At 75.1% G+C, this 23988-nt stretch carries 25 protein-coding genes; 13 read left to right on the top strand and 12 right to left on the bottom strand.

The genetic code is table 11. The features are described from left to right. Positions 1-86: 86 nt before the first annotated feature. From ACIBBF_RS02180 to ACIBBF_RS02165, 4 genes are all read left to right on the top strand, one after another. On the top strand, positions 87-848 hold the full coding sequence (locus ACIBBF_RS02180) for an alpha/beta fold hydrolase (protein ID WP_397410010.1): 762 nt from the start codon (positions 87-89) through the stop codon (positions 846-848). After that, on the top strand, positions 845-1558 hold the full coding sequence (locus tag ACIBBF_RS02175; protein WP_397410008.1) for an esterase/lipase family protein: 714 nt from the start codon (positions 845-847) through the stop codon (positions 1556-1558). Before ACIBBF_RS02180 ends, ACIBBF_RS02175 begins: the two co-directional genes overlap by 4 nt. A 53-nt stretch (positions 1559-1611) precedes the next feature. Continuing rightward, positions 1612-2529: a DNA-3-methyladenine glycosylase family protein gene (locus tag ACIBBF_RS02170; RefSeq protein WP_397410007.1), complete on the top strand. Its 918-nt coding sequence runs from the start codon at positions 1612-1614 to the stop codon at positions 2527-2529. Positions 2530-2660: 131 nt separating this feature from the next. Next, entirely contained in the window at positions 2661-4736 is a 2076-nt protein-coding gene (locus ACIBBF_RS02165; protein ID WP_397410005.1) for an HNH endonuclease, read from the top strand. Between the two features lie 118 nt (positions 4737-4854). Here ACIBBF_RS02165 and ACIBBF_RS02160 read toward each other — a convergent pair whose 3' ends face one another. From ACIBBF_RS02160 to ACIBBF_RS02145, 4 genes are all read right to left on the bottom strand, one after another. Next, complete coding sequence (locus tag ACIBBF_RS02160; RefSeq protein WP_397410003.1) at positions 4855-5748, bottom strand: DUF4184 family protein; 894 nt, start codon at positions 5746-5748, stop codon at positions 4855-4857. A gap of 248 nt (positions 5749-5996) precedes the next feature. Then, entirely contained in the window at positions 5997-6374 is a 378-nt protein-coding gene (locus ACIBBF_RS02155) for a DUF202 domain-containing protein (RefSeq protein WP_397410001.1), read from the bottom strand. Next, positions 6371-6739, bottom strand: a complete 369-nt coding sequence (locus ACIBBF_RS02150) for a YidH family protein (RefSeq protein WP_397409999.1) — start codon at positions 6737-6739, stop codon at positions 6371-6373. The genes ACIBBF_RS02155 and ACIBBF_RS02150 overlap by 4 nt, the downstream gene beginning before the upstream one ends. Next, the gene (locus ACIBBF_RS02145) at positions 6736-6870 is read right to left on the bottom strand and encodes a hypothetical protein (protein WP_397409997.1); all 135 of its coding nucleotides are present in this window, start codon (positions 6868-6870) and stop codon (positions 6736-6738) included. Before ACIBBF_RS02145 ends, ACIBBF_RS02150 begins: the two co-directional genes overlap by 4 nt. Before the next feature lie 190 nt (positions 6871-7060). Here ACIBBF_RS02145 and ACIBBF_RS02140 point away from each other — a divergent pair, with 190 nt between their 5' ends. Further along, the gene (locus ACIBBF_RS02140; RefSeq protein ID WP_397409995.1) at positions 7061-7246 is read left to right on the top strand and encodes a hypothetical protein; all 186 of its coding nucleotides are present in this window, start codon (positions 7061-7063) and stop codon (positions 7244-7246) included. Here ACIBBF_RS02140 and ACIBBF_RS02135 read toward each other — a convergent pair. Continuing rightward, on the bottom strand, positions 7209-8780 hold the full coding sequence (locus ACIBBF_RS02135) for a cytochrome bc complex cytochrome b subunit (RefSeq protein ID WP_397409993.1): 1572 nt from the start codon (positions 8778-8780) through the stop codon (positions 7209-7211). The genes ACIBBF_RS02140 and ACIBBF_RS02135 overlap by 38 nt on opposite strands. Further along, a complete protein-coding gene (locus ACIBBF_RS02130; protein WP_397409991.1) occupies positions 8770-10146 on the bottom strand; it encodes an NAD(P)/FAD-dependent oxidoreductase in 1377 nt (458 codons plus the stop codon). The genes ACIBBF_RS02135 and ACIBBF_RS02130 overlap by 11 nt, the downstream gene beginning before the upstream one ends. A gap of 256 nt (positions 10147-10402) precedes the next feature. Here ACIBBF_RS02130 and ACIBBF_RS02125 point away from each other — a divergent pair, with 256 nt between their 5' ends. Together ACIBBF_RS02125 and ACIBBF_RS02120 are read left to right on the top strand one after the other, a co-directional pair. Next, the gene (locus ACIBBF_RS02125) at positions 10403-11479 is read left to right on the top strand and encodes an SDR family oxidoreductase (RefSeq protein ID WP_397410669.1); all 1077 of its coding nucleotides are present in this window, start codon (positions 10403-10405) and stop codon (positions 11477-11479) included. Next, positions 11457-12281, top strand: a complete 825-nt coding sequence (locus ACIBBF_RS02120; RefSeq protein WP_397409989.1) for a helix-turn-helix transcriptional regulator — start codon at positions 11457-11459, stop codon at positions 12279-12281. Before ACIBBF_RS02125 ends, ACIBBF_RS02120 begins: the two co-directional genes overlap by 23 nt. Positions 12282-12300: 19 nt before the next feature. Here ACIBBF_RS02120 and ACIBBF_RS02115 read toward each other — a convergent pair whose 3' ends face one another. Further along, on the bottom strand, positions 12301-13128 hold the full coding sequence (locus ACIBBF_RS02115) for an NPP1 family protein (RefSeq protein ID WP_397409987.1): 828 nt from the start codon (positions 13126-13128) through the stop codon (positions 12301-12303). A gap of 198 nt (positions 13129-13326) precedes the next feature. On the opposite strand from ACIBBF_RS02115, the gene ACIBBF_RS02110 reads away from it, so the two are divergent. After that, positions 13327-13941, top strand: coding sequence for a molybdopterin-dependent oxidoreductase (locus ACIBBF_RS02110; RefSeq protein WP_397409985.1), 615 nt, complete (start codon positions 13327-13329; stop codon positions 13939-13941). Beyond that, positions 13934-14719 carry a ferredoxin reductase gene (locus ACIBBF_RS02105; RefSeq protein ID WP_397409983.1) on the top strand — a complete coding sequence of 262 codons (786 nt, stop codon included), beginning with the start codon at positions 13934-13936 and terminating at the stop codon, positions 14717-14719. The genes ACIBBF_RS02110 and ACIBBF_RS02105 overlap by 8 nt, the downstream gene beginning before the upstream one ends. A gap of 6 nt (positions 14720-14725) precedes the next feature. Here the strand turns inward: ACIBBF_RS02105 and ACIBBF_RS02100 are convergent, their stop codons facing one another. Continuing rightward, the gene (locus ACIBBF_RS02100; protein ID WP_397409981.1) at positions 14726-15358 is read right to left on the bottom strand and encodes a GNAT family N-acetyltransferase; all 633 of its coding nucleotides are present in this window, start codon (positions 15356-15358) and stop codon (positions 14726-14728) included. Positions 15359-15449: 91 nt separating this feature from the next. Here ACIBBF_RS02100 and ACIBBF_RS02095 point away from each other — a divergent pair, with 91 nt between their 5' ends. Further along, positions 15450-16319 (top strand): TetR/AcrR family transcriptional regulator, encoded by an 870-nt coding sequence (locus tag ACIBBF_RS02095; RefSeq protein ID WP_397409980.1) that lies wholly within the window; start codon positions 15450-15452, stop codon positions 16317-16319. On the opposite strand, the gene ACIBBF_RS02090 is transcribed toward ACIBBF_RS02095, so the two are convergent. Together ACIBBF_RS02090 and ACIBBF_RS02085 are read right to left on the bottom strand one after the other, a co-directional pair. Next, positions 16316-18463: an MMPL family transporter gene (locus tag ACIBBF_RS02090; RefSeq protein WP_397409978.1), complete on the bottom strand. Its 2148-nt coding sequence runs from the start codon at positions 18461-18463 to the stop codon at positions 16316-16318. The two genes, ACIBBF_RS02095 and ACIBBF_RS02090, sit on opposite strands and share 4 nt — an antisense overlap. Then, positions 18460-18909: a pyrimidine dimer DNA glycosylase/endonuclease V gene (locus ACIBBF_RS02085; protein ID WP_397409976.1), complete on the bottom strand. Its 450-nt coding sequence runs from the start codon at positions 18907-18909 to the stop codon at positions 18460-18462. The genes ACIBBF_RS02090 and ACIBBF_RS02085 overlap by 4 nt, the downstream gene beginning before the upstream one ends. Positions 18910-19022: 113 nt before the next feature. On the opposite strand from ACIBBF_RS02085, the gene ACIBBF_RS02080 reads away from it, so the two are divergent. From ACIBBF_RS02080 to ACIBBF_RS02070, 3 genes are all read left to right on the top strand, one after another. Further along, entirely contained in the window at positions 19023-19577 is a 555-nt protein-coding gene (locus tag ACIBBF_RS02080) for a MarR family winged helix-turn-helix transcriptional regulator (RefSeq protein ID WP_397409974.1), read from the top strand. 141 nt (positions 19578-19718) lie between these two features. Beyond that, complete coding sequence (locus ACIBBF_RS02075) at positions 19719-20690, top strand: alpha/beta hydrolase (RefSeq protein WP_397409972.1); 972 nt, start codon at positions 19719-19721, stop codon at positions 20688-20690. Between the two features lie 57 nt (positions 20691-20747). Beyond that, a complete protein-coding gene (locus ACIBBF_RS02070) occupies positions 20748-21824 on the top strand; it encodes a helix-turn-helix domain-containing protein (RefSeq protein ID WP_397409970.1) in 1077 nt (358 codons plus the stop codon). Here the strand turns inward: ACIBBF_RS02070 and ACIBBF_RS02065 are convergent. Then, positions 21760-23244, bottom strand: a complete 1485-nt coding sequence (locus ACIBBF_RS02065) for a gluconate:H+ symporter (protein ID WP_397409968.1) — start codon at positions 23242-23244, stop codon at positions 21760-21762. The genes ACIBBF_RS02070 and ACIBBF_RS02065 overlap by 65 nt on opposite strands. Beyond that, positions 23244-23879, bottom strand: a complete 636-nt coding sequence (locus tag ACIBBF_RS02060) for a gluconokinase (protein ID WP_397409966.1) — start codon at positions 23877-23879, stop codon at positions 23244-23246. Before ACIBBF_RS02060 ends, ACIBBF_RS02065 begins: the two co-directional genes overlap by 1 nt. Positions 23880-23988: the final 109 nt, after the last annotated feature.

The raw sequence follows: 23988 nt of genomic DNA, 5'->3' as shown, positions 1-23988 counted from the left end.
GTCCCGTGCCATGTCCCGTGCCATGTCCCGCAGGCCCGCGCGCGCCACCGCACCCTGCCCGCGAGCCCGCCGGTACCGTGCACGGTATGACCCGCACCCGCGACGGCGACCTGACCGTCGTCGGTCACGTGCGCGGACCGGCCGACCCGGACCGGGCCGTGGTCCTCGTGCACGGCGTCGGCTCGTCGGCGCGCGCCTACCGGCGGCTCGGCGACCGCCTCGTGGCGCACGGCGCGGTGCACGCCGTCGACCTGCCCGGCTACGGCGCGTCCCCGCACCTGCGGCGCGACGTCGACATCCCGGAGCACGCCGCCGCCGTCGCCCGCTACGTCCACGAGCACGTGCTGGACGCCGGCCTGCCCGCCCCGGTCGTCGTCGGCCACTCGATGGGCGCCCAGGTCGTGGGGCAGCTCCTCGCCGACCACCCGGGCGTCGCCGGCGCCGGCGTCCTGGTCGGCCCGACGGCGGAACCCGGCACCCGCACCATCGCCCGCCAGGCGATGCGGCTCGCCGCCGACGCCGTCGGCGAACCACCCGGGACGCTGGGCGTGCTGGTCGTGGACGCCCTGGTCCGGTGCAGCGTGCCGTACTACCTCGGGCAGCTGCGCCACGTGGTGGACCACCGGCTGGAGCAGGTGCTGCCCCGGGCCACCGTCCCGGTGGTCGTGGTGCGCGGCGAGCGCGACCCGGTCGCGCCGCCCGCGTGGACCGCCCGGCTCGCCGCCTGCGCGCCCTCCGGCCGGTGGTCCACCGTCCGCGGCCGGCACCACGCGATGGACTCCGACCCCGACGGCGTCGCCCGGATCGTGCTCGACGCGTGGCGGGCCGCCGAACGGGGCACGGTGTGAGCGCGCGGCGCCGGTCGTCCCGCGGCTCGCTCGCCCGGCTCGGCGCCTGGGCCGCCGACTACGCGTGGGCCCTGGACCGGCAGCTGCGGCACCTGGTGCGACCCCCGGCGCTGCCGGTCGCACCCCGGGTGCCCGGTGCGGCCGCCGCGGCGCCGGTGGTGCTCCTGCCCGGCATCTACGAGACGTGGGAGTTCCTGGGCCCGGTCGCCGACGCCCTCGCCCGGGCAGGGCACCCCGTGCACGCCGTCGCCGGCCTGGGCCACAACGGGCGTCCCGTGCCCGAGTCCGCCGACGTGGTGGCCGACGAGCTGGACCGCGCCGGCCTGACCGGCGTCGTGCTCGTGGCGCACAGCAAGGGCGGCCTCATCGGCAAGCACGTCATGCTCTCGCCCGCGGGCCACCGGGTGCTGGGCATGGTGGCCGTCGCGACGCCGTTCGCGGGCTCCCGGTGGGCGCGGTACATGCTGTCGCGGGCGCTGCGGTCGTTCGACCCGCGCGACCCGGTGCTGCTTGCGCTCGCGGGCGAGCTGCTCGTCAACGACCGCATCACGGCCGTGTACCCCACGTTCGACCCGCACATCCCCGAGACGGGCCACCTGGTCGGCGCGCGGAACGTGGAGCTGCCGCTGTCGGGGCACTTCCGGCCGCTGGGCCACCCGCTCCTGGTCAGGACGGTGGTGCGGGAGGTTGCGCGGCTGGAGTCGGGGTGACGGGGCGGCCGACCCGTCACGGAGCACCCGGCGGGACGTGGTCCACTGGAGAGGTGCTCACCGTCCGTCACACGTCGCCGCGCCGGCTCGACGTCGCCCTGACGCTCGGGCCCCTCGGTCACGGGCCCGCGGACCCGACGTTCCACCGGGCGGCCGACGGCACGGTCTGGCGCACGTCGTTGCTGCGCAGCGGGCCGGTGACGCAGCGGCTCGTGCCGGCGGGCCCGCACGAGGTGGTGGTGCACCACTGGGGCGACGGCGCGCGGGAGGCCGCCTCGGCCCTGCCGGTGCTGCTCGGCGAGGACGACGACGTCGCGGGCTTCGCCCCGCCCGCGCAGGTGCGCGACGCGCACCGCCGTGCCGCGGGGATGCGGATGCCGCGCAGCGGTCGCGTGCTGGAGGCCCTGGTGCCGGCCGTGCTGGAGCAGCGGGTGCAGACGGTGACGGCACACCGCGCGTGGCGGTGGCTGGTGCGCCGGTACGGCACGCGGGCCCCGGGCCCGGCGCCCGAGGGAGTGCCGGGCGGGCTGCGGGTGGTCCCGGACGCGCGCACCTGGGCGCGGGTGCCGGTGTGGGACTGGCACCGGGCCGGCGTCGACCCGGGACGCGCCCGGACCGTGGCACGCTGCGCGCTGGTGGCGCCGCGTCTCGAGGAGGCGGGCGCCATGCCGCCCGCCGAGGCCCGGTCCCGCCTGGAGAAGGTGCAGGGCGTGGGCGTGTGGACGTCGGCGGAGGTGGCGCAACGTGCCTTCGGCGACGCCGACGCCGTCTCGGTGGGCGACTTCCACCTGCCGGCGGCCGTGGGCATGGCGCTGGCCGGTGAGCGCACCGACGACGCCGGCATGCTGCGGCTGCTGGCGCCGTACGCACCCCACCGGCACCGGGTGGTCCGGCTGCTCATGCTGGATGGGCGGCACCGGGCACCGCGGCGGGGGCCGAGGACACCGCTGGTGGACTACCGGGGGTTCTGAGGACTGCCGTTCTTCCCGGTGCGGGTGCGTGTCAGTGGTAGGAGATAGGGTCGAACAAACGTCTGAAAGGTATGTGCTGATGGACCGGTGAATGTGCGCACTGGGTCTGATGTCAGGGTGGGGAGGGGTGCATGGAAGCGGGATGGTCGGGAGACGTGGGCGTGCTCCACGGGGTGCGCGAGGGTGTGGTGGTCGATGGGGCCGCGGTGGTCGATGGGGCCGCGGTGGTCGACGGGGCCGCGGTGGACGGCGGGGTTGTCGACGACGGCGGGGTGTTCGACGGCGGGACGTTGGACGAGGCGGTGTCCGACGGCCGGACGTCCGACGAGGCGGCCTTTGACGAGGACTGGTACAACGGCGCCTGGTTCGAAGGGGACCTGTTCCAACGGGTGATGGCCGAGGAGCCGTCGGCGTCGAGTGCCGATGCGCCTGCGGGCCTGGCGCCGGGCGGGACGGCCGATGCTGGTCTTGATCATGGCCCGGACCTGCCGCCGGACGACATGCCCGTGGTGCTGTGGCCGACGGCGGTGCTGCGCGAGGCGCTGGCGCGCGGGCCTGGCGTGCGGCTGGCGCGGGTCGTCGCCGAGGCGGTCGACCTCGACGGAGAGCTCGACGCCCGGCGTGGTGGGCCGGGCGACAGCTCTGGCGGTCACCCCGACGGTGGCTCCGCCGTCCTGTCCGACCTGTCCGACGACCTGCTGGGCGATCTCGTCGTGGCGTGCGGACGGCTGCAGTCCTGGGCGGCCGGTGTGCAGGCCGTGGTGGTGGCCGAGCGTGCGGCGCGGGAGTCGCACCCCCTGGCGCACAGCTCGCTGGTCGCGCAGGTGTCGGGCGAGCTCGTCGTGACGGGGTCGGAGGCGTCGGAGGTGGTGGTGCGAGGCGAGTCGGGGGCCGACCACCCTGCGGTGATCACGGCCCTGAGGGCCGGGCGGATCGACGCGCGCAAGGCCCAGACGCTGCTGCGGTCGGCCACGCAGCTGACCGTGGAGGAGCGCGCCGAGGCGATCGTCCGCTACCTGCCGCAGGCGCCGTCGCGGACGTGGCGCTGGCTCCAGTCCAAGATGCTCGCCTTCGCCAAGTCGCGCCACGGCGCCGACGCGGCCGCCAAGGCCGCGGTGACCCGCCGCTCGGTGCAGGTGGACCGGGCCGAGAACGACATGGCGTGGCTGTCGGCGTACCTGCCGGCGGTCGATGCCACGGCGGTCTGGGGCGTCGTGGACGACATGGCCCGCCAGCTGCGGAGGGTGGCGGGGGAGGAGCGGGACCTCGGGCAGCTGCGTGCGGACTGCCTGACGGGCATCGTGACCGGCCGCCTCGTCCCGGCCGACCGGTTCACGCACGGCGGCGGGAGCGCGGGCGCGCCGGATGCCTTCCCCGGGACGCGGGACGCCCGTCCCGCCCAAGGCGCCCAGGGCTCTCCCGCCGGAGAAGGCGAGGCGGACGCCCCGGGCACCCGCGACGAGGCCGAGCGTGGGGACTGCACCTGTGGCGGGCGTGCTCCGGTCGTGCGACCGGTGGTGCAGCAGGTCCGCGTGATCCCGACGCGCCCGGTGGTGCGCGTGACGGTGCCTGCCGGCGTGCTGCTGGGCCTGGACGACGCTGCCGCGGACTTGGCCGGGTTCGGTCCGCTGCCGGCCGAGGTGGCGCGGACGGTGGCGACCGACGCGACGTGGCAGCGGCTGGTGACCGACCCGGTCACGGGGACCCTGGCCGACTACTCGACCACGGTGTACCAGCCGGGCAGCGTGCTGCGCCGTGCGGTGCAGGCCAGGGACGAGACGTGCACGTTCCCGCACTGCGAGCACCCGGCGACCTGGGCCGACCTGGACCACGTCGTCCCGTTCGACCATGACCTCGACCCCGGCGCGCAGGCACCCGGCACGCCGGGACAGACCCGCGCCGACAACCTCCAGGCCCTCTGCCGGCGACACCATCTGCTCAAGACCCACGGCGGCTGGGCGGTGGTCCGCGACCCGGTCAGCGGGATCACGACCTGGACCGCACCGTCAGGCCGGACGCACGCGCGCCCGCCGACGGTGCTCGACACCCACGTCGAGCTCGACGCCGTCGACCCCGACACGAGCTACGCCCTGTCCGTGGCTGCCCTGAAACCCCCGGGCGGCCGACGCCGGCCGCGGGTGACGACGGGAACGGCGAACCCGACGGACCGGGGTGGGGCACGCGACACGGACCGGCCGCCGTTCTGAACGGCGCCGAGTGCATCCAGGACACGAGCCGATGTTCAGGTGTGCTTTGACGCGGGTCAGCAGCAGGCCGCGTGGCTGACGAGATCGACAGGAGGTGGCGAGGACACCCCGGTCTCCGTCATGCCGTGCGCGCCCGTCGCAGGCCCCCGAGTCCCCGGGCGACCCACCACCCGGTCACGTACAGGACCAGCCCACCGACCAGTGCCGCCCCCGCCCCCGTGGCCGCCCCGGCGAGCGCCGCCTCGGTCGTCTGACCGACGGTCAGCCCGGTGCCCTCCCACAGATCGATCGTCCCGAGCGAGGCGCCCGCCACGGCCACCGCACCGACCACCCACAGCGTCCGCGCGCCCACGACCCGCCCGCCCGCGGCATCGGTCAGACGGGTCCGACGGCGCCACAGGTAGACCGCGACGAGCACCAGGCCGACGACCGTGCTCACGTGCTGCAGGGCCCTGGCCCAGGTGAGGCCGGCTGCCAGCGGCTCGGTGAGCGCGGGCACGTGCTGGACCACGTACCCGTCGCTGTGCGTGAACGAGTCCCAGAGCAGGTGCGTGGCGACGCCGATCAACAGTGAGAGCAGCACCCAGCCGGCCCGGCGGGCGACGGCGCCGAACGTGCGGCGTCGCATTGCTCCGACGCCTCGGGGCGTCCCGGCCGTGGCCCCACCCCCGCCGGCTGCACGTGATCCCGCGCCGCGTGTCTCGGCCGTGGGACCCGCCGCAGCCGCCGCGCCATCCGCCAGCAACGCTCTCACCGGCCGCCGCGCCACCCAGTACAGCCCGCACAGCGCCACTGCGTACGGCAGGCTGACCGTGAGCGCACCCACCAGACCGTGCGACGTCGTCGCGTTCATGTACGGCTCGTACCAGGACTGCGCCGTCACGGGTATCGGCGTCCTGCGCGCGAAGTACGGCAGGTCAGGCGCCACGGCGCCGGCCACCAGGGCGACGGTGCTGAACGGGCGGCGCAGCAGCGGAAGCACCGCTGCGGGGTGCGAGAGGGTGAACGGCATGCGCCCACCTCAGCCGACGTGCGGCCCGGTGTCCAGCGGGTCGCTGCGTGGTCGCTACGTGGTCGCTGCGTGGTCGCTGCGTGGTCGCTACGTGGTCGCCGCATGGCCGCCGCATGGTCGCCGCGGACGTCGCTTCCGGTGCGCCGAGCAGGTAGGTGGCCCCGGGCGGCCGGGACGCTCCGAGCCACCACGGGCGGGGGAGCGCTCAGCGGGGACGGAGACCTCAGGAGCCACAGAGGCAGCGAGGCTCAGCCGCCCACGTGCAGGCCGATCACGACTGCCAGACCGCCCAGCCCGAGGACCACCACCACGGCCCCCGCGACGGCGAGGAGGCCCGCACCGGTCGACGCCGGGCCGAAGGCGGACGAGCCAGGTGGCGCGGGAGCGGGGCTCGGCCCTGGTGTGCGCGGATACCGCAGGTGCCGGCGCCGGGACGCGAGCCACAGCCACCCGGCCACCAGCGTGCCCACGGCGCCGGGCAGCAGCCATCGGGCGTCGCCGAACAGCGCGGGCAGCAGCCGTGCGCCGACCAGGCAGACGGCCGCGACCGAGAGCGCCGTCCGCCGCCAGGCGAGCTCCGTGCGTTCCGGCTGGAGCCCAGGCGTCCCCGGGGTCGGTACCGTCATCGCAGCAGCACGCCGAGCAGCACCAGCACGCCCACCGCGGCGACGACCACCGCGAGGCAGACACCCACGACGGTCGACGGCAGCGGCGCTCCGCGACGCAGCGCGCGCTCGACGCGCATCCAGCCCGTCCACGCGATGAGGGGTACGACGATGCCGCCCACGATCAGCACCACGGACGCCGCCAGCCGCAGGCCCGGGTGCAGGTCCAGACCGAGCGTCTCCAGCGCCACCCCGCCGGCCACGAGCGCGAGCCCCGTGCGGATCCATGCCAGGAAGGTGCGCTCGTTGGCGAGGGTGAACCGTGCGTCCGGCTCCGCGCCGACCCCGAAGACGGATGCGGGGAAGCGGCGGTCCCGCGGGCTCACCGGGCGCCCGCCCGGCGCCGCGGCGTGCGGGCGCCGGTCACTGTCCGGGTGCCTGCCTCCAGGTCGGTCCCCGCCTCCGGGTCCGCCACGCCTGCCAGCCCGTGGTCCCGCCGTCCTGCGCCGATGCCCACCCCGTGCTCCTCTCCGACCGTCCCGATCAGGCCGGTCCCGACCATTCTCGGTGCTCCGCTCCCACCGTACGGGGTCAGGGTCGGCGGTACGACGACGGTGCGGTCACCGGGTGCGGCAGGGTCCGGACGTGCCGTCCCGCCGAGACGACCTAGTCCGGAGACGCCTAGTGTGGAGACAAGGAGGTGCCACATGGGCGAGCGGAACGCGGGAGCGACGGCCGGCGGCGGCGCGATCTACGGGCTGGGCATCCTGGGCGCATGGGTCTACTTCTGGCAGCAGGCCGACGGCTTCTGGGAGTACGTGTGGGCGATCGTCCAGGGCATCTTCTGGCCGGCGTTCATGGTGTACGAGGGGTTTGCCGCGCTCGGTGGGTGAGGCGCGGGTCCCGGTCCAGCGCGTCCGGTCCGGCGTCGGCCGGCACCACGTGCCCCTCCCCGAACCCCCGCGACAACGCACCGCGCAGGCGTTCGCGCGCGGTCAGGCGCCCGACGTCGTCCGTCCGGCCCGGTGCCGGTGACGCGGCGGTGACGGCCAGGCGGGCGCGCTCGGCGTCGTCGGCCGGCTGGTGGATCTCCACGTAGCCGCCGTTCGGCATCCGGACGATGCGGCCCGTCTCGTGCCCGTGCCTCAGGATCTCGCGGTCCTTGCGCTGCAGCCCGACGCAGATCCGGCGCGTCACCTCGAACGCCAGCGGAGGGCCGGCGACGAGTGCCACCTGGAGGGTCGTGATGACCGTCTCGAAGCTGACGCTGAACTCCGTGGAGACGATGTCGGCGCTCGCGGCGCCCCACAGGATCCCGTAGAAGAGCATGCCCGCCACGCCGATCCCGGTGCGGACCGGCACGTTGCGCGGCCGGTCGAGCACGTGGTGCGGCAGGCGGTCCTGGTCCACCCACGCCTCGATGTACGGGTAGAGCGTCAGGAGCACGAAGTACCCGGCGACGACCGCGAGAGGTACCAGCATCGCGAACGTGACGGTCCAGCCGCCCCACACGGTCTCCCAGCCGGCCGGCACCAGGCGCAGCGCGCCGTCCAGGAATCCCATGTACCAGTCGGGCTGGCTGCCCGCGCCCACCTCGCCCACGGACGCCGGCCCGTACGACCACACGGGGCTGATGGTCGAGGTCGCCCCCAGCAGCACGAGCACCGCGGCCGTCAGGCCCGTCATCCCGGCGGCGCGCAGCGCGGCGTCCGGCCACAGGCGCAGGCCGAGGGCCGCGCGGACCGCCGGCGGCTGCTGGGCCTGGCCGTGCCGGACGGCGAGCGCGGCGCGCACCACCAGGACCAGGACGAGCAGACCCGGCGCCAGCACGGCGTGCACCGGGTACAGGTTCTCGATGATCTGACCGGGGAACGGCCCGCCGAACATCCAGCCCGCCAGCCAGGTGCCCACGAACGGGATGCTGAGCACCACGCCCTCCACGATGCGCAGGCCCGTGCCCGAGAGCATGTCGTCGGGCAGCGCGTAGCCGCTCCAGCCCGCCAGCAGCACCAGCAGGAACGCGACCACCAGCAGCACCCAGCTCAGCTGCCGCGGACGGCGGAACCCGCCCGTGAAGAACGTGACCAGCAGCTGCACGATCATCGCGGCAGGCATGACCAGGGCGGCCCAGTGGTGCGTCTGGCGCACGAGCAGCCCGCCGGTCACCTCGAACGAGACGGCCATCGTCGAGGCGAACGCCTCGGTGACGGTGGCGCCCCGCAGCGGCCCGTAGGGGCCGTCGTAGGTGACCAGGTCGTTCGACGGCGTGTACCAGGTCGCCAGCAGCACCCCGGTCACCGCGAGGACCAGCAGGCACGCGACGGTCACCACGCCGAACAGGTTCGACCAGCGCAGCTGCACGCGGCGGGCGCCGAGCTCGGCCGCGTACGCGGTCAGGCGGCGGCGTCCGCCCGGGTCAGCGGGCATCGCGCACCGCGCTGAGCTCGCGGCGGACGGCGGGGGCGTCGTCCGCCCCGGCGAACGGGTCGCCGCCCGCGAGGAAGGCGGCCCGCGGTCGCTGGACCGTGGCCAGCGGGATGATGTCGCGGCCGAAGAGCGCCGCCGACGCCCAGACCAGCAGCACCCGCACCTTGCGCTCCCAGGTCGGCACCGCCAGGACGTGGTAGCCGCGGTGCATCAGCCAGGCCGGCACACCCGTGACGACCAGGCGCTTGTACTGGAAGATGCCGTGCCCGATGCCGAGCGTGGCCACGACACCGAGGCTGTGGTGCACGTAGGGGCGCACCTTCCGGCCGCGCAGGTCGGCGACCAGGTTGGCCGCCAGCAGCCTGCCCTGCCGCACCGCGTGCTGGGCGTTGGGCACGGTCCGTGCACCCGGCACCGGCGAGGCCAGGTCCGGCACGGCGGCGTTGTCGCCGGCCGCCCAGGCGTCCGGGACGACGGCGTCGTCGGTGCCGACCCGCAGGTCGGCCCGGACACGGACCAGCCCGCGCTCGTCCACCGGCAGGTCGGTGTTGCGTGCCACGACGGGGTTGCTGCCGTTGCCCGCGGCCCAGATCAGCAGGCCGTTGCCGTACGACTCGCCGGTCGACAGCATGATCCGGCCGTCGGCGGCGGAGACCACCTGGGTGCCCAGGTGCAGGTGCCCGCCGCGCTGCCGCAGGTGCCGCACCACCCAGCGGCCGGGCTCGTCGGTGACCTCGGGCAGGATGCGGTCGTTCGCGTCGACCAGGTGGAACGACAGGTCGTCGCGGCCGAGCTCCGGGTAGGCCCGCAGCAGGCTCGTGGCCAGGGACAGCAGCTCGCCGAACACCTCGACCCCGGTGAACCCGCCACCGACCACGGTGACCGTGAGCAGCCGGCGGCGTTCCTCGCCCGGGGGCAGCAGCGCGGCACGGTCGAACGCCGTCAGGAGCTGGTCGCGGATCGCGACCGCCTCCTCCACGTGCTTGAGGCCGATGGCCTCCTGCTCGATCCCGGGGACCGGGAACGTACGGGTCACCGCGCCCGCCGTCACGACGATCGTGTCGTAGCGGACCTCACGTAGGGCGCCGTCGTTGGTGCGGACGGTCGCGGTGCGGTGTGCGTGGTCGATCGACGTCGTGTGACCGGCGACGACGGTCGTGCGGTGCAGGTGCCGGCGCAGCGACACCATGACGTGGCGCGCCTCGATCGACCCGGCCGTGACCTCCGGCAGGAACGGCTGGTACGTCATGTAGCCGTGCGGGTCGACGAGGGTGACGTGCGCCTCGCCGCGGCGGAGCCGCTTCTCCAGGCCCCACGCCGTGTAGAAGCCGGCGTAGCCGCCTCCGACGATCAGGATCTTTCGCATCACAACCTCCTGTGCAACTGCCTCTGGTGGTCTCACCTGTTCGACAACACGGCGCGCCCGAACGTGACGTGGCCCTGGTCACAGCCCGCCACCTGCGGCGATACGCGCTCGTCCACGGGCTCGCAGCCACGGACAGATCGAACCTGGATCCGGCGCGGCAGCCTGCGCACGCTGGGGACGTCCGGCCCCCGGCCGGCCACGAGAACTCACCGTGAGGACGGACCACGTGACCAGGAAGACCCCGAGCGGAGCACCGCTGGGCAGCAGCACCAAGCTCCCGGGCACCGACACGCGGCACCGGGCGCGCCGGTACACCGACGTCGTCGTCCCGGACCTGACCGGGACCCGGGCCCTGGTGACCGGGGCGAGCGACGGGATCGGCCTCGGGCTCGCCGAACGCCTCGCGCGAGCAGGCGCCGAGCTGGTACTACCCGTGCGCAACCCGGCCAAGGGGGCGGCCGCCGTCGCCCGCCTGCGGGACGCCGTCCCCGGCGTCGTCGTCACCACCCGGCCCGGCGACCTCGCGTCCCTGGCGTCGGTGGCGGCGCTCGCGGACGGCCTGCTGGCCGAGGGGCGGCCCATCGACCTGCTCGTGGCGAACGCCGGGGTGATGACCCCGCCGTCCCGGACCATCACGGCGGACGGGTTCGAGCTCCAGCTCGGCACCAACCACCTGGGGCACATGGCCCTGGTGGGCCGCCTGCTGCCGCTCCTGGTCGCCCAGGGCCCCGGCGGGGGCGCGCGCGTCACGACCATGACCAGTGCGGCCGCGCGGTTCGGGCGTATCGACTGGGCCGACCTGAACAGCGAGCGGGACTACTCGCCCGTCCGCGCCTACAACCTCTCCAAGCTCGCGCAGCTCCTGTTCGCCCTGGAGCTGGACCGCCGCAGCCGCGCGCACGGCTGGGGCATCGTGAGCAACGCCGCCCACCCCGGGACCACCTACTCGGGCCTGTACTCCGCCGGACCGGGGCTGGGCAGCAGCGCGAGGCCGCCGCGGGTGGACATCGTCATGCGGCGGCTGCTCGCCCTCGGGGTGTTCGTGCAGCCGGTCGCGCAGGGCCTGCTGCCCGCCCTCCAGGCGGCCACCGACCCCGCCGCCGGGGGCGGGACGTTCTACGGGCCCGACGGCGTTGGGCACTTCACGGGCAGCTCCGCACCGCAGCGCGTGTACCGCGCGGCGACGGACGCCGCCGCGGCTGCCCGGCTCTGGGCGGTCTCCGAGGAGCTGACGGGCGTGCGCTTCCCGGACGGCGCCCTCCGGACAGGTCCGGTGGTTCCTGCGGCCCCGGGACGAGAACGAGGTGACGATGGACCGCGAACGGCTGGGTGACTTCCTGCGGGCCCGCCGGGAGGCGCTGCAGCCCGAGGACGTGGGCCTGCCGCGCGGACCGCGTCGGCGCACGAGCGGGCTGCGGCGCGAGGAGGTGGCGGCCCTCAGCGGTGTCTCGGCGGACTACTACAGCCGCATCGAGCAGAGCCGGGGGCCGGTCCCGTCGGAGCAGGTGCTCTCCGGGATCGCCCACGGTCTGCGGCTGACGCTCGAGGAGCGCGACCGGCTGGTCGAGCTCGCCGGGCACGCCACACCCCGGCGCGCCCGGGGCGACCACGTCAACGCCGGGCTGATGCGGATCCTGGACGGCCTGGCGGAGGCGCCCGCCCAGGTCGAGAACGTGCTGGGCGTGACCCTCCGCCAGACGCGCCTGGCCGCGCTCCTGCTCGGCGACGAGACCTCGTACACCGGGCCGGAGCGCGTCCGCGTCTACCGGTGGTTCGCCGACCCGCGCGGCCGCGACCGCGTCCCCGAGGAGGACCACGCCCGGCACGGGCGCACGCTCGTGGCCCGCCTGGCCGCCGTCGAGGCACGCACGGGCCCCCGCTCCCCGGCCGGCGAGCTGGCCACCCTCCTGCGGGGACGCAGCACGCAGTTCGCGCGGCTCTGGGACGAGCACCCGGTGCTCGGACCGTACTGCGAGCCCAAGCGCCTGAACCATCCCGACGTCGGTCTCCTGGAGCTGCACGGGCAGACGCTCCTGGACCCCGACCAGCACCAGGCGCTGACCGTGTTCACGGCCGTGCCGGGCACGGAGAGCCACGAGCGGCTCCGGCTGCTCTCCGTGGTCGGCGCGCTCTGAGCGGACCACGCCCCGGACGTCACGCGCCCGGGTCGAACGGGATGCCGGCCGGCTTCATCTGGCCCAGCCACCAGGTGAAGTCGCCGTCGTCGATCTTGAGGGTGGCGCCGCCGAAGTCGGCGGTCGTCAGCCGGTCCCGCAGCGCCGTGCCGGGCCAGCCGTCCCAGCCGACCAGCGGCGGGTAGCGCCAGGTGCCGTAGTGGTTCTCGGGCGGTTCGTCGTTGCCGCCCGCGAGGCGGAAGAGGTGCGTGCTCGGACCGTCCTTGTGGTAGACGATCTTGGGGTGGGTGCCGTCGAACCGGACCTGTGACCGGGGGTAGGTGGCGTACCCGCTGTGCTCGGTGATCGACACGAACTCGACCTGGTTCGACCCCTGGTCCACCCACACGACCACGTGCTCCCAGTCGTGCTTGTGGCTGCCGATCGCGATCGGGCCGTCGAGGGTCTGGTCCTTCTCGAAGTAGCTCGCGTACATCACGGCGCACCAGCCGTTGTTGCACCTCTCGCGCGAGTACGTCTGCGAGTTGTCCAGGTCCCACTGGTCGCGGCAGCTGCCGTTGACGGCGCCGCCGATGTCCAGGCCGGGTGCGATGGTCCCGTCGGGTCCGATGGCGGGGGTCGCGTAGCAGCCGTCGCCGTCGTAGTCGTAGGCGGGGGAGAAGGTCTGCTCGGTGCCGGACGCGTTCTGCGGGAGGCTGGGCGGCGGGTCGGCGTGCGCGACCGTGGCGGGCGTGAGGGCGAGCACGACGGCGGCGAGCGTTGCGGCGAGGCGTGCGGTGCGGCGGCGTCGGGGGCGGGGGCCGGCGGGCTCGTTCATGGGTGTCGGGGAGATGGTCGGACGGTTCATGACTGACCCTTCCTGCGCCGCCGGGCCGGCGCCGGACGCCGTGGTGCGCGCCCGGTCCGACCCGCCGGCCCGTGTCCGGAGCGGTGCCCCTCAGCGGGTGAAAGTCGGGGTACGTGGATGCTATGGGCCGCGCTGCCCCCGGACAATGAGGGTGACCACGTAGACCCGGCCCCGCCGTCGTCCCGCTACCGTGAGGCCATGAGCAGCGAGACACCGCCGGCCCTCACCCCGGGCTTCCACGGCCGGGCCCGCCCGGAGGGCGTGGCCCTCCCGCCGGGGCAGTACGTCGAGGAGGGCTTTCCCGTCCTGTCCGCCGGGCCGACGCCGAACGTCAGCGCCGAGACCTGGTCCCTCACCGTGACCACCGAGACCGGAACGTCGACGTCCTGGACGTGGGCGGACCTCATGGCGCTGCCCCAGGAGTCGCCCACGGTCGACATCCACTGCGTGACGCGCTGGTCGAAGTTCGGCACGCGGTGGCGCGGCGTCTCGCTCGACGTGCTGCTGGCCGACGTGGAGTCCACCGCCGACTTCGCCCTGGTCGGCTCGTACGGCGGCTACACGACCAACCTCCCGGTCGCCGACCTGCTGGGCGGCAAGGCCTGGATCGCCCACACCTTCGACGGCGCGCCGCTGCATCCCGAGCACGGCGGCCCCGCCCGGCTGCTGGTGCCGCACCTGTACTTCTGGAAGTCGGCGAAGTGGGTGCGCTCGCTGACGCTCATGCCAACCGACCGCCAGGGTTTCTGGGAGAAGCTCGGGTACCACGACCTCGGCGACCCCTGGCGGGAGCAGAGGTACCAGGGTGACTGACGGCGCGCGGCTCGGCGGGCGGTACGCCGTCCGCTCCGGGTGGCAGGTCGCCACGCTGGCCGAGCGGCGCACCGAGAGCCCCTCGGCCGCGACCCTCGTGCTCGACGTACCCGGCTGGCCGGGGCACCAGCCGGGACAGCACCTCGACGTGCGCCTGACCGCGGCCGACGGCTACACCGCGGAGCGCTCGTACTCGCTGGCGAGCGCGTCCGGGCCGGCGGCCGGCGGCGGCCGGGTCGAGATCACGGTCCAGCGGGTCGCCGACGGCGAGGTCTCGCCCTACCTGGTCGACTCCTTCCCGGTCGGCTCGGCGATCGAGGTGCGCGGCCCCATCGGCGGCTGGTTCGTCTGGGACCCGGTGCGCGACGCCGGGACGCCCGTGCTCCTGCTCGCGGGCGGCTCCGGCCTGGTGCCGCTGATGGCCATGGCGCGGGCCCGGCGGGAGGCCGGCGACCGCACGCCGTTCCGGCTGATCTGCTCGGTGCGTACCGCCGAGGACCAGCTCTACCCGGACGAGCTGGCCGCGCTCACCGCGCGCAGCGACGGGTTCGAGGCCCGGACCATCTTCACGCGCGCGGTCTCGCTCACGGCACTGCGGGGACCGCGCCGCCTGACCGACTCCGAGCTGGCCTCCTGGGGCTGGCCGCCCGACCTGGAGCCCCGGGTCTACGTCTGCGGGCCGACCGGTTTCGTGGAGACCGTGTCCCGCATGCTCGTGGCCCAGGGCCACGACCCCGCCCGGGTCCGGACCGAACGGTTCGGTCCCGCCGGCGGCTGACCCCGGTCACCTGCCCGCCGGGTGCCACATGGGCTGGAGCGACGGCCCGCCGTCGGGCAGGTGGATGGGCTTGCCCCGGTCGCGGAAGCCGTGCCGCAGGTACAGCCGCCGGTTCCGGGGCGTGGACGCCTCCAGGTACACCGGCAGGCCGATCCGGCGCGCCCGGTCCAGGCCGTGGCGCAGCATCGCGCTCCCGGCGCCGAGGCCCCGCCGTCGGGGGAGCGCGGCCATGGCCGACAGGTAGACGTGCGGGGCGCCGGGGTGTCGTGCGCTCGTCGCGGCCAGGACGGTGGCGAGGCGGCGGGTGGCTCGGGTGGCGTGGTGCGGGGTGGTGTCGTCCGCGGGTGGCGGCGGCTCGGCGGCGCCGTCCGTCAGGTCGATCCAGACCGACGCCGCGACCGCGTCCCCCGCGGGGAGGAACGCGACGACGAGCTGCCCGGCGTCGACGGCCTCGCGCAGCGAGGTCTCGAAGAGCTCACGCGTGCGGTCGAGGCGGAGGCCGGGCCGCGGCTCCACCCATGCGGAGACCGCCTCGTCGGCGAAGGCCTCGACGCACACGGGCAGCAGGCGGCCGAACTCCTCCGGTGCGGCAGGGCGGACGACCAGCGGCGCGGTCTGCGTGCTCTCTCGGTGCTCCATGGGTTCAGGCTGCCCGGGTGGTGGCCGGCCGGTGCAGTAGTTTCGTCGCACGGGGAGTGAGACGAAAGAGCGCACGCGGAGGTGGCCGGACGTGGACGCAGCGGGCGCGTCGTGCGCCGAGTGCGGGACCGGCCTGGGGCCCGCGGCGGGTACCGGGCGTCCGCGCCGGTACTGCTCCCGGTCGTGCCAGTCCCGGGCCTACCGCCGTCGCCGCGACGAGGGCCGCCGGACGGCTGTCCCGCGAACGCGCGCGGGCGTTCCCGACCCGCGCCGGCGTACCGGGGGCGGGGCAGCGGGTGCCGGACTGGTCGACGTCGCGGTCGTCCTCGCCGACGCCGAGGGCATCGGGGCGGTGACGCTGCGGTCGGTCGCTCATCGTGCGGGGACGTCACCGGGCGAGGTGCGGCGGGTGTTCGCCCACCGCGAGCGCCTCGTCGAGGCGATGGTGCAGCGCCTGCTGGCGGGGCCGCACGGCGGTGAGCCGCCGCCGCACGGGACCCCGGCGCGGGTGCTGGCCGGCCTCGCCGAGGCGGAGTGGCAGGCGTACCGGCGGCACCCGTGGCTGGTGTCGGTGCTGGCGAGCAGCCGGCCGCCGCTGGTGCCCGCCGTGCTGGACGCCGCACGGGCGAGCGTGGACGCGTTCGTCGCGCTCGGTCTGGACCCGCCGACGGCGCTCGCCCGCTACGTGGCCCTGAGCGGCTACGTGCAGGGGATGGCCCTGCTGCTGCTCACCGAGCGCGACGAGGCCGCCCGGTCCGGTACCGCCTACCCGGCCTGGTGGGTGCAGGAGGTGCGCCGGCTCGACCGGACCGGTGCCCGCCGGAGGCACCCGTGGCTCGACGACGTCTCGGGCGGTGCGCTGCCCGCCGCCTTCGCCACCGACGTGGACGCCTGGTTCCGGGACGGGCTGGACCGGGTGCTCGCGGGCCTCGCCGGGGGTGACGGGGCGGCGTCGGCCTAGGGCCGTCCGCGCCCCAGGCGGGACGGCCACCAGATGGTGCGGCCCACGTCGTAGGCGAGGGCCGGCACGAGCAGCGAGCGCACCACGAAGGTGTCGAGCAGCACGCCGAAGGCCACGATGAACGCGAGCTGGGCGAGGAAGAGCACCGGGATCACGGCCAGTGCCGTGAACGTCGCCGCGAGCACCAGCCCGGCCGACGTGATGATGCCTCCTGTCAGCCGGAGCCCGCGCAGCACGCCCTCGCGCGTGCCGTGCGCCAGCGACTCCTCGCGGACCCGCGTCATGAGGAAGATGTTGTAGTCGATGCCGAGCGCGACGAGGAAGACGAAGCCGAACAGCGGCACCGCCGGGTCCGCGCCCGGGAAGCCGAGCACGTCGTTGAACACGAGCGCCGCGACGCCCATCGCCGTCCCGAAGGACAGCACCGTCGTCAGGACGAGCAGCGCCGGCGCGAGCACCGCGCGCAGCAGCAGCATGAGGATCGCCAGGATCACCACGAGCACGATCGGGACGATGAGCGTGCGGTCCCGGATGGACGCGTCGTTCGTGTCCAGGTCGGTCGCGGACTCGCCGCCGACCAGCGCCTCGGGCACCGTGCCGGCGTAGGCGGTGCGCAGGTCGCGGACGGTCTGCTCCGCGGCCAGGGAGTCGGCGGCATCGGTGAGCGTGCCCTGGAGCAGCACCGCGCCGTCCGACACCACGGGTTCGGGCGCGGCCGCCGTCGGGGGACCCGCCGCCTCGATGCCGTCGGCGGTCACGCGCGCCGTCCCGCTGGCGGTGTCCGCCGTGACCGCCACCTGGGCGATGCCGTCCTCCTGGAGCAGCACGTCGGCCGCCTCCCGGAGGTCGCCCTCGGGTGCCACGACGTAGACGGGGCTGCCCGAGCCGGCGGGGAAGTGCTCGGCGAGGCGTTCCTGACCCGTGCGCGCCTCGGAGGCGCCCAGCACGAGGTCCGACTGCGGCACCCCGGACGCCTGGAGCTGGGTGACGCCCAGGCACCCCAGGGCCAGGACGGCCGCGGTCGTGACCCAGAGGGTGCGGGGCCGTGCGCGGACGGCGCGGGAGACGCGTCCCCACAGCCCCTCCGTGCCGGTCTGGGCGGGGGCCTCCGGGTCGTACACCGGGCGGCGGGGCCAGAACGCGGCCCGGCCCAGCGCGAGCAGGATGGCGGGCAGCAGCGTGAGGGCTGCGAGCATGGCGAACACGATGCCCACGGCGGCCACGGGCCCGAGCGTGCTGTTGGAGCGCAGCTCGCTGAGCAGCAGGCACAGCAGGCCTGCGATGACCGTGCCGCCCGAGGCGAGGATCGGTTCGACCGAGCCCCGCAGCGCGCGCCATGTCGCGGTCCAGCGGTCGGGCGTGCGCACCAGCTCCTCGCGGAAGCGTGCCACGTACAGCAGGGCGTAGTCGGTCGCGGCACCGATGACGAGGATGAAGAGGATGCCCTGGGTCTGCCCGCTGAGCAGCAGCACCCCGGAGCGGGCCAGGTGCCACACCGTCAGCAGCGCGAGGCAGAGCGCGAACATGCTGGTGGCGAGCACGGCCAGCGGCAGCAGCAGCGACCGGTAGACGACGATCAGGATCACCAGGACGGCCGCGAGGGCCACCCCGAGCAGCAGCCCGTCGATGCCGGCGAACGCCGACACCAGGTCGCTGGAGAAGCCCGCGGGGCCCGTGATGTAGACCTCGACGCCGTCGGGCAGGCCCGTGCGCAGGGTGTCGCGGAGCTCGGCGGTGGCCTCGCCCAGGTCGGCGTCGCCCGACAGCGGCACGAACGCCTGGGCGGCGGCACCGTCCTCGGACGGCAGGGGCGGCGACGCCTCCCCGTCCACCGCGGCCAGGTCGGCGGCGGCGGTGAGCCGGTCGCCGACGGCGGCCAGGTCGTCCTCGCCGAGGCGGGCGTCGTCCTCGGTGACGAAGACGACGACGGCGGGCACGGCGTCGCCGTCGGTGAAGCCCGCGAGCCGGTCCTGGACCTCGGTGGCCTCGGCGGTGGCCGGCAGGTAGGCGGTGCGGTCGTTGGAGGAGACCTCGTCGACCCGGCCGAAGTACGGACCGCCGATCGCGGCCCCCACGAGCCACACGGCGATGAGGACGGCCGGCAGGGTCACCCGCAGCCAGCGGGGCACGCGCGCGGCGCTCACGCCGCCCGCTCCCAGCCCGCGACGTCGCCGGGCACGACGACGAACAGGGGGTGCGCCGCGGGTCCGGTCCCGGAGGCGAGCAGCCGGGCACGGTGCTCGGGGGACCGGGCGGCCAGCTTGCCCAGCAGGTGCTCCCACTCGTGGTCGAGCTGCCCGGTCGTCACCGGGATGCGGGCCGCCGACCGCGTGACCTCGTCGAGGGGCCGGTCGATCCGGGCGGCGTCGAACCGGTAGCCGCGCCGCGTGGCGGCGTCGCGCACGGCGTGCAGGTACGCGCCGACGGCGGTCACGGGGTCCGGGTGCTCCCGGAACCGGTCGAGCTGCGGGTGCGCGGTGTAGCCCCGGGTGCGGCCGAGCAGCACCGCCTGGGCGAGCAGCGCCTCGCGCCAGCACGCGGTGAGCCCCTGCCGGTCGAGCAGGGCGGGGTCCAGGGACCAGAGCCGCATGCGCAGCTCTCCTCTCGTTCAGATGCCTCGTTCGGATGTCACGTCGATCGAAATTCGCTAGCCAGGCTATATTCAAGCATACGAAGCAACCAGCGACGCGTTACTATCCCCTCGTGGATCCAGCACTCGCGCCGCGTGACGGCGACCAGCCGTCGATCATGGACCCGCGCGTGATGGACCCCCGGGAGGAGATCGTGCGCCGTTCCGGCCTGGACGACGCCGACGTCGACCAGGTCGTGCGCGTGCTGGAGGCCCTGCGCCGGTGGCGCGAGGCCGAGCGCCGCATGAGCGAGGCCTCCCGTGCGTACATGAAGCTGGGCGAGACCGACATGAAGGCGGTCCGCTTCGTCATCGCGCTGCAGAACCAGGGCCGCGTCGCCACACCGGGGGCCATCGCCGCGCACCTGGGCATCACGACGGCGTCGACCACCAAGCTCATCGACCGCCTCGTGGCGGGCGGCCACGTGCGGCGGTTCCCGCACCCGTCCGACCGGCGCAGCCTCGCGATCGAGGTCAGCGAGGAGACGCGGCGCGTCGCCCGCGAGACCGTCGGACGCAGCCACGCGCGCCGGTTCGACGTCGCCGCCCGCCTCACCCCGCAGGAGCGCGAGATCGTGACCCGCTTCCTGGACGACCTGGCGGACTCCGGCGACGCCGCCGCCCGCTGACCCGCCCCGCAGCGGCATCCCCCGCCGGATGGCGGGCGAACGGCCCACGGAGCGCCACGTCCGGCGGGTGCTCCGCCACGCCGCCCGCGCCGAGACTGGTGTGCACCCATCGGTGCAGGACCGTGGAACGAAGGAGTTCTGATGGCTGAGAGCGTGCAGCGACCCCCGTTCGACCCCGAGCTGGAGGCGGCGCTCGCGCTGCTGTCCGACCAGCTCCCGCCGACCATCACGCCCGAGATGATCCCGCTGCTGCGACAGGCCGGCCCGGGGCTGGACCCCGGGGTGGACGCAGCGCTCGACCAGGCCGGCGTCACTCGCCGGGACGTGACCGTCCCCGGGTACGGCGGTGACGAGATCCAGGTGAGCGTGCTGCGACGCCGGGACAGCACCGGCGTCCGGCCGGGGATCTACCACACCCACGGCGGCGGCATGATCATGGGCGACCGGTTCGTGGGGCTCGACGTGCTCCTGGGCTGGATCACCACGCTCGACGTCGTCGTGGTCACCGTCGAGTACCGTCTCGCGCCCGAGTTCCCCGACCCGTACCCCGTCCGCGACTGCTACGCCGGACTGCTCTGGACGGCGGAGCACGCCGACGAGCTCGGCATCGACCTCGACCACCTGATCATCGCCGGCGCCAGCGCGGGCGGCGGGCTCGCCGCAGGCACCGCGCTGCTGGTCCGCGACGAGGGCGGCCCCGCGCTGGCCGGGCAGGTGCTGATCTACCCCATGCTCGACGACCGCGACGCGACGGTCTCCACGACCCAGATCGACGGCGTCGGCGTCTGGGACCGCGGCTCGAACCGCACCGGGTGGCAGGCCCTGCTCGGGGACCGGTGCGGAACCGACGACGTCTCCGTGTACGCCGCCCCCGCGCGCGCCACCGACCTGACGGGCCTCCCGCCCGCGTTCGTCGACTGCGGCAGCGCGGAGGTCTTCCGGGACGAGGACGTCGCCTACGCCACCGCACTGTGGCACGCCGGCGTGCAGGCCGAGCTGCACGTCTGGCCCGGCGGCTTCCACGGGTTCGACCTGATGGCACCGCACAGCGCGCTGGGTCAGGCCGCGCACGCCGCCCGGGACGCGTGGGTGGCCCGCGTCCTCGGCGCCTGAGACAGCCGCCGTGCACGCCCCGGCTAGGGTGGGACCACCCGCGCGATGGAGCGAACGATGCAGGAGCTGGTCGGCCGCCTGACGGCCCTGGACCCCGAGGCGAGCGAGACGCTCAAGGTCGTGGCCTACTTCGACGCGCTGATCGCCGGCGGCGTCGGCCTGGACGCGCTGCTCCGGGGCGCGGCCGTGCTCAGCGGGGCCGTCGCCGGGGCGTTCGACGGCCGGCGCGCGCACCGCGTCGCGCCCGACGGCGGCCGGCTCGCCGCGACGGCGGACGGGGCGGGGCCCGAGCCCGGCTGGCCCACCCGTACCGCGGGGAGCGGGACGGTGTGGCTGGAGCGGGAGGGACCCCCGCACGCGAACGACGCGATGGTCGTGGAGCGGCTCGCGCTCGCGGTGGATCTCGTGGCGGCGCGCCGCCCCGGCGGCACGGGTGGTGCCCTGGACGTCGCTCTCGACGCCGCCCGCGACGTGGCCGACCGGCGGGTCGCGCTGTCCCGCCTCCGGCTCGACGGCGCGCGTGACCTGCGCGTCGCGGCGCTCCCGGTCGCGAGCGACCCGGGCGCCGCGCCGTCGACCGTGGTGGCGACGCCGCACGGCCTGGTGCGCGCGACGGTGCTCCGCCGGGGTGTCATGGTGGCCGGACCCGCCGGCATCGGGGTCGCCGGGCCGGGCGAGGAGCTCCCGGAGTCGTTCCGGACGGCCCTGCTGGCGTTCCGGCTGGTGCCCGGCGGTCCAGGCGCCGCCGTCGTCGACGCCGCGGAGCTCGGGGTGCTGCTCGCCGCCGTCGGGGCGCTCGAACCGGTGGCTGCGCGGCTGCCCGACGTCGTCGCGCTCGCCCGGCTGGACGCGCGCAGCCGCACGGTGCTGGAGGTGCTGGCCGGGTCCGACAGCGTGCGCGCGGCCGCGGCCACCCTGGGCATGCACCACTCGACCCTCCAGGCCCGCCACGAGGCCCTGACCGGGGACCTCGGCTACGACCCGAGGTCCCCGGACGGCCGCACCCGCCACCGCCTGGCCGGCCTCCTCCTCCGCCTGAGCCCGGAGATCCCGGACTCAGGCGGTCGGGTCAGAGGACGGCGCCCAGGAGGAGGACCGTCAGGAGGGCCACCACCGACAGGACCGACTCCATGAGCGACCAGGTCTTGAAGGTCTGGCCGACCGTCATGCCGAAGTACTCCTTGACCAGCCAGAACCCGGCGTCGTTCACGTGGGACAGGAACACCGAGCCCGCGCCGATCGCCAGGACCAGCAGCGCCGCCTGGGTGGGGTCGAGACCTGCGGCGAGCGGTGCCATGATGCCGGCGGCCGTGATCGTCGCGACGGTGGCCGAGCCGGTCGCGATGCGGATCAGCGCGGCCACCAGCCAGCCGGCCAGCAGCGGCGTGATGCCGGCGTCCGCGATACCGGAGGCGATGACCTCGCCGACGCCGGAGTCGACCAGCGTCTGCTTGAAGCCGCCGCCGGCGCCCACGATGAGCAGGATCCCCGCGATGGGCGCGAACGACGAGCCGACCAGGTCACCGAGCTGCTGCCGGGTGCGTCCCGTGCCCGTGCCGAACGCGACCAGGGCGAACAGGGACGTCAGCAGCAGGGCGACGAGCGGCTCGCCGAGGAACTCCAGGACGGTGCCGTAACCGGTCTCGCCGGCGCCCGCGATCTCGACCACCGACCGGGCCAGCATGAGGATCACGGGCAGCAGCACGACCAGGACCGACATGCCGAACGACGGCTTGCGCAGGGTGGCGGCGGGGGCGACGGCGGTCGCCGTGCCGCCGGCACCCGGGAGGCCGCCCGTGCCGCCCGTGCCGGTCGCGGCGTCGTCGGTGCCGGAGTCGGGCACGCCCAGGACCGTCGTCGGCGGCGCGAGCCGGACCCAGCGCGTGAGCGGGATCGCCAGGAGCGGCCCGGCGACGATCACCGTCGGGACGGCGACCAGCAGGCCGAGCCCGAGCGTGAGGCCGAGGTTCGCACCGAGGGCGTCGATGGCGAGGAGCGGGCCGGGGTGCGGCGGCACGAGGCCGTGCAGCGCCGACAGGCCCGCGAGGGCCGGGATGCCGACCAGCACCGGGTTGGTGCGCACCCGACGGGCCACGATCATCACGACCGGGATGAGCAGCACGACGCCGACCTCGAAGAACAGCGGGATGCCGATCACGAACGCGATCAGGGCCATGGCCCACGGCAGGCGCGCGGCCGGCGTCCGGTCCAGGATCGTGTCGACGATGCGGTCGGCGCCGCCCGAGTCGATGAGCAGCTTGCCGATGATCGCGCCGAGCGCGATGAGCACGCCCACGCCCGCGACGGTGCTGCCCAGCCCGGCGGTGAAGCTGGTGAAGGTGTCGGTGAGGCCGATCCCGGCCACGAGCGCGAGCACCCCGGACCCCAGCACGAGCGCCAGGAACGGGTGCAGCTTGAGCCAGACGATCAGCGCGACGATGACGGCGATGCCCGCCACCGCGGCGACGACGAGCTGCGGCGTCGAGGCGGCCGGTGCGGCGGCGTCGGCGGCCTGTGCGGTGGCCTGGACGAGCGGGTGGGCGGTGTGGAGCATCAGTGGTCCTCGGGCGTGGTGGGTGCGGGGGTGGCCTCGGGGTCGCCGAGGCGGTGCAGGATCTCGTCGACGATCTCGTCGGGCCGCGGCGTGACGTCGACGGCGAAACCCGCCTCGTCGTCGTGCAGGGGCTCGAGGGTGGCGAGCTGGCTGTCGAGCATCTCGGGCTTCATGAAGTGCCCGGCCCGCCCCTGGATGCGGGTGCGCAGCAGGTCGTAGGAGCCGGTGAGGTGCACGAACCGGACGGTGCCGGGCGGTCCCGCGGTGGCCAGGAGCTCGCGGTAGCCACGGCGCAGGGCGCTGCACGGCACCACCGCGCTACGGCCCTCGTTCAGCTCCTTGGCGAACCAGTCCCGGATGCCGCGCAGCCAGGGCCAGCGGTCGTCGTCGTCCAGGGGGTGGCCCGCGGCCATCTTGGCGACGTTCGCGGGCGAGTGGAAGTCGTCGCCCTCCGCGAACGACGCGCCGAGCCGGCCGGCCAGGAGGGCGGCGACCGTGGTCTTGCCCGACCCGGCCACCCCCATCACGACGACGGCGCGGGGCGTGCTGCTGCTTGTCTGGCCCGAACCCTGGCCCGAACCCTCTGCCGAACCCTGTGTCGAGAACATCGCTGTCTCGGTGACGTCTGCGTCCATCCCCCCATCCTCACCCATTAGTCACATCATTGGGGCGTGATTCATCTCACCAATGACCGGACGGCGTCGGCGACCGGGACGCCGTGCGACCGCGGCCGAGGGCTCAACT

Source organism: Promicromonospora sp. NPDC050880 (assembly GCF_044456525.1).
Lineage (GTDB): Bacteria > Actinomycetota > Actinomycetes > Actinomycetales > Cellulomonadaceae > Promicromonospora.
This window is presented reverse-complemented; position numbering and strand designations above follow the sequence as displayed.